General features: G+C 71.6%; 3 protein-coding genes. 1 reads left to right on the forward strand and 2 read right to left on the reverse strand.

Annotation, left to right across the window (positions count from 1 at the left end):
- Window positions 1-42: 42 nt before the first annotated feature.
- The gene (locus tag ACFW1A_RS39135; protein WP_380418224.1) at window positions 43-594 is read right to left on the reverse strand and encodes a hypothetical protein; all 552 of its coding nucleotides are present in this window, start codon (window positions 592-594) and stop codon (window positions 43-45) included.
- A 250-nt stretch (window positions 595-844) separates the two neighbouring features.
- Window positions 845-2,392, reverse strand: coding sequence for a DUF4157 domain-containing protein (locus ACFW1A_RS39140; protein ID WP_380418226.1), 1,548 nt, complete (start codon window positions 2,390-2,392; stop codon window positions 845-847).
- Between the two features lie 577 nt (window positions 2,393-2,969).
- Between ACFW1A_RS39140 and ACFW1A_RS39145 the strand changes: the two genes are divergently transcribed.
- Window positions 2,970-4,091, forward strand: a complete 1,122-nt coding sequence (locus tag ACFW1A_RS39145; RefSeq protein ID WP_380418228.1) for a cytochrome P450 — start codon at window positions 2,970-2,972, stop codon at window positions 4,089-4,091.
- Window positions 4,092-4,160 lie beyond the last annotated feature (69 nt).

Here is a 4,160-nt window from a genome sequence, read left to right on the forward strand (position 1 = left end):
GTGCAGCCGCAGGTGTGCGGTGCACCCCTGGCCGGCCGGGACTCAGGTGCGGCTGGCCCACAGGTAGGGGCCCGAGCAGGTGTAGTTGCCGCCGTTGGGCGCGTACACCACGAGGTTGCCGTCGAGCTGGATGCAGACGTAGGCGCCGGGGTGGCCCCAGGTGCCGGCGTTCCAGAGCGGGGTGGTGCCGGAGTAGACCACGAAGTTGCCGTCGGTCTGCATCGGCGCGCTGGTCGAGGAGCCGATCGCGGTGCCGCTCCACCAGAGTGCGCCGGTGGGGCCGTAGACCACCAGGTTGCCGTCGCCCTGCAGCGCCAGCTCGTAGTTGCCCGGACAGAAGGTCTGACCCGTGGTCATGGTGAAACCGGGGGTCAGCGCGATGTTGGCGTTGGGGGTGCCGACGGTGCAGTTGGGGAACGCGGCGTGGACGGTCGCGGCGGCGCCCGGCAGGGCCTGGCCGGCCTTGAGGACCAGGACCGGCGGACGGGCGGGTGCCGCGTCGGCCGTGCCGGGCAGCGCGACGGCCAGCAGGGCGGCGGCCGCCGCGGCCACGGCGGCGAAACGGGAGGTGCGGGCGGGCGTGCGGACACGCATGAGTGCTCCCGGGTGAGGGATGGGGATGCCGCCCGGAGTCGAGCGGCGAACCAGGTGTAGCAGCGCCCGCCCTGGCGTTAGCTGAGATGAAGAGAAGTGTGGCCGGATCGACTCGCTCATCCCGTCAGGTTGGCCAACTACCCCTACTTGACAGTGTTCTGGCGAACCATCAGATCGAGAGCGGCAGCGGTCATGGATCATCAGCGGTGGCTGGACGTGCTGCGCGGTCGCCCCGTCCCCGCCACGCCCGTCAGTCGCCCAGCTGGCTTGCCAGCTTCTTGCTGAGCTGCCGGGCGATCACCGTGATCAGCTGCTGGCGCCGCCCGGCGGACCAGTCGGGCGCGGCGAACTGCTGGTTCACGAAGTCCCGCAGGTCCCGCCCGGTGATGGCGTGGAACGCGGAGATCGCGGTGGCCACCTCGCGCCGGGAGACGGTCTCCATCACATTCACACCGGCCATGGCCCCGCGCGAGTCCGGCACCGCGCCGGCGGCGTTGTGGTCCGTCGAGCCGGTGGTCATCGACAGGCGGGTGAAGACCGACGGGTCCTCGGGCCGGGCGGTGGCGTCCCCCTCGCTGAGCATCCGCGCGCCGATCATCATGGTCGAGGCGAGCGCCTGCGGGTTGCGGGTGAGCTCCGCGCAGATCGGGGCCAGGAAGATGCACATCTTCTCGTGGGTGAAGATCGAGAAGCTGTCGCTGTCCTGGTCCTGCCAGAGCGCGTCCACGCCCACCGCGAACTCCTCCACCGTGAGCGGCCGGCGCGGGTAGTCGAACTGGGCGCCCCAGGACTCCTCGACCCGGGCGGTGCCGTCGGGGCCGATCGGGCACGCGGTGGGGTTGTACGGGACGACGTAGTTGTTGAACGTCAGGTTCACCACGAACTGCCGTCCGGCCACCCGGAACACGTTCGGCGCCGCGGTCCCGGTCTGGGCGCTGCCGCAGGCGGACACGTACCGCCCGCGCAGGCCCTCGATGTTGCGCGCGAGCCTGGCCACGTTGCTCTGGTCGTCCGTGGTGTCGCGCTTGGTCACGATGCCGCGGCGCACCTCCTGCACGGCGTCGTAGATGATCCGGTCGACGTCGTGGTTCTGCCGCGCCCCGCGCCCGTCGGCGTCCCGGTCGTCCTGCTCGAAGACCCGCTGGACGGCGGTGCGTTGCACCGGCGCCGAGGACTCGTGGTGGTGCTCGGCCGACCGCGGTGCCGGGCCGGCCGAGGCCGGCCGGCGCATCACCCGCACCGCGTTCGCCTCGGCCTCGCGCTCGTAGCGGTCCGAGGGGTCGGAGACCCGGAGCCCCGCACCGTTGTCCGTGCCGGCCACCGGCCCCTGCCGCTGCTGGATGACGTGGGTCAACTCGTGGGCCAGGGTGTGCCGGTCGCTTCCACCCTCGCCGATGACGACGTGGTTGCCGCTGGTGTAGGCCCGGGCGCCGACCTCGGCCGCGGACGCCTTGGCGGCGGCGTCGCTGTGGACCCGCACGTCGGAGAAGTCCGCACCCAGGCGGCCCTCCATGTCGGACCGGGTGGTCGCGTCCAGGGGCTGCCCGGTGCTGCGCAGCACGTCGTGCACCGCCGAGCGCTGGACCTGCGGCGCCGGGTGCCCGCAGCCGTCGGCGTGCTGGTGCGCCTCCTGGTCCGGACCGCTCCGCCGGAGCAGTTGGACGACGACGGCGTTCCCGGCCGCACCCTGCAGGTCGAGCAGGGCGCGCACCTGCGGTGGGTGCGCCGGGCCGGTCGGCGGTGCCTGGCCGGCCGCTCCGTCGGGCCGCCTGCGGTCGGCCTGCTCCCTGTCGCGCATGAGTGCCCCACTTCTGCCCGGAGGTCGTCAACCCGCCCACGGTACGGGGCGGTCCGCAGCGGTCACCAGGCGTGGACGGGCAGCGCGAGGGGGTCGGCCGGGCAGTGATCGGTGCCCGCTCGGGTACCCGCGCTCCGCCCGGACCGGCCCGGCGTGCCGCGCCGCGCGCCCGGTCCCGCCGAAGGACCGGCCTCGATCGCCCCCCGGTATAGACCCGGTATAGGGGGTGGTGGGGTCGCCGCACCAGCCCCAGGCGTTCGCCGCCGTCACACGCGTGCCCGCAGGCACCGGCCCCGCCCCCGATATACGTGTCAGTTCGTCGAAGAACCTGTCAATTCGGGCCTAACGGGACGAGGACGCACCAATTTCGCACCCACCCCTAACTGCACGGCAGGGCCTTGCCCGGTACATGGCAGCTGACTAAATTCATTCCCGCAGCAGTCCCCATGCGAAGCGAGTACCAAAGGCGCGGTGGCAGCCACCGTCGCTCTCCGTCCTTTTCGCGTTGCCTGGCGCGCGAAGCGAACCGTAGGGGCACGAAACGATGGCGCCACATTACGATCCACTGGATCCGGCCATGCTGGAGGATCCGTACCCGCACTACGCCGAGCTGCGGGAGCAGTACCCGATCTTCTGGCACGAGGGCATGAAGTCCTGGGTGGTGACGCGCTACCGGGACTGCCGTGACGTGCTGCGCAACCACGAGCTGTTCGCCCGGGACCGGCGCCGGGTCGGGGAGGAGATCCCCGAGTTCCGGCAGAGCCTGCAGACGCTGGACCCGCCGGACCAGGCCCCGCTGCGCAGCCTGATCATGAACGCATTCCGGTCGCAGGACCTGGACGCGGTCGGCGAACGGGCCCGGGCGCGCATTCAGGAACTGTTCCGGAAACTCGCCGAACAGGATTCCTTCGACTGGATGCGCGACGTCGCCGGACCGGTGGCGCTGTCGATCACCGCCGACCTCCTCGGTGTTCCGGAACCCGATCCCGACCTCTATTCCGACATATCCGAGGGAATTGCCCAGCGGATGGACGCGGGACTGAAGCCGGCCAACATCGAGCAGGGCGACCTGGCCCGCACCAGGCTGAACGCGCTGGCCGAGGAGTGGTTCGCCGGCGACGAGCAGCCGGGCGTCCTGAAGGACATCAAGGACCGCGCCGCCAGGGCCGGCATGCCGATGCACTACATCAGCAACAGCACCGGCATGATGTTCAACGCCAGCTACGGGACCGTCTTCGCCACCGCCGGCAACGTCGCGCTGACCCTGCTGCGCCACCCCGACGCCCTGGAGCGGCTGCGCGACGAGCGGCTGCTGCGCACCGGTGTCGACGAGCTGGTCCGCTACGACGGACCGGCCCAGGGCACCAGCCGGGTCGCCACCCGCACCACCGAGATCCACGGGACCACCATCGAGCCCGGCCAGATCGTGCTGACGCTGCTGGCCGCGGCCAACCGAGACCCCCGCGAGTTCCCCCGTCCGGACGAGCTCGTCCTGGACCGCACGCCCAACCGACACCTGGGCTTCGGCTGGGGAACGCACGCCTGCGTGGGGGCCATGTTCGGCCAGGTTGCCATCCGGGAGCTGATCGTCTGCCTGCTGGCCGCCCCGCAGCGGCTGCGGCCGGCGGGCACGGCGACGCGTCGTCAGACGGCGACCGTGCGCAGCCTGGACGTGTTCCCGGTCGCCTTCGACCGGTAACCGCTCCGACCGATCCGACCAGCCAGGAGAGGAGGGTTCGCCATGAGCTACGACCACTGAACCCGTGTC

The sequence above is a fragment of the Kitasatospora sp. NPDC058965 genome (genome assembly GCF_042741245.1).
In the GTDB taxonomy this organism is placed as follows: domain Bacteria; phylum Actinomycetota; class Actinomycetes; order Streptomycetales; family Streptomycetaceae; genus Kitasatospora.

Coding starts and splice junctions, on each gene's coding strand:
- ACFW1A_RS39135 (WP_380418224.1), bottom strand. CDS start 594: ATGCGTGTCCGCACGCCCGCCCGCACCTCCCGTTTCGCCGCCGTGGCC.
- ACFW1A_RS39140 (WP_380418226.1), bottom strand. CDS start 2,392: ATGCGCGACAGGGAGCAGGCCGACCGCAGGCGGCCCGACGGAGCGGCC.
- ACFW1A_RS39145 (WP_380418228.1), top strand. CDS start 2,970: ATGCTGGAGGATCCGTACCCGCACTACGCCGAGCTGCGGGAGCAGTAC.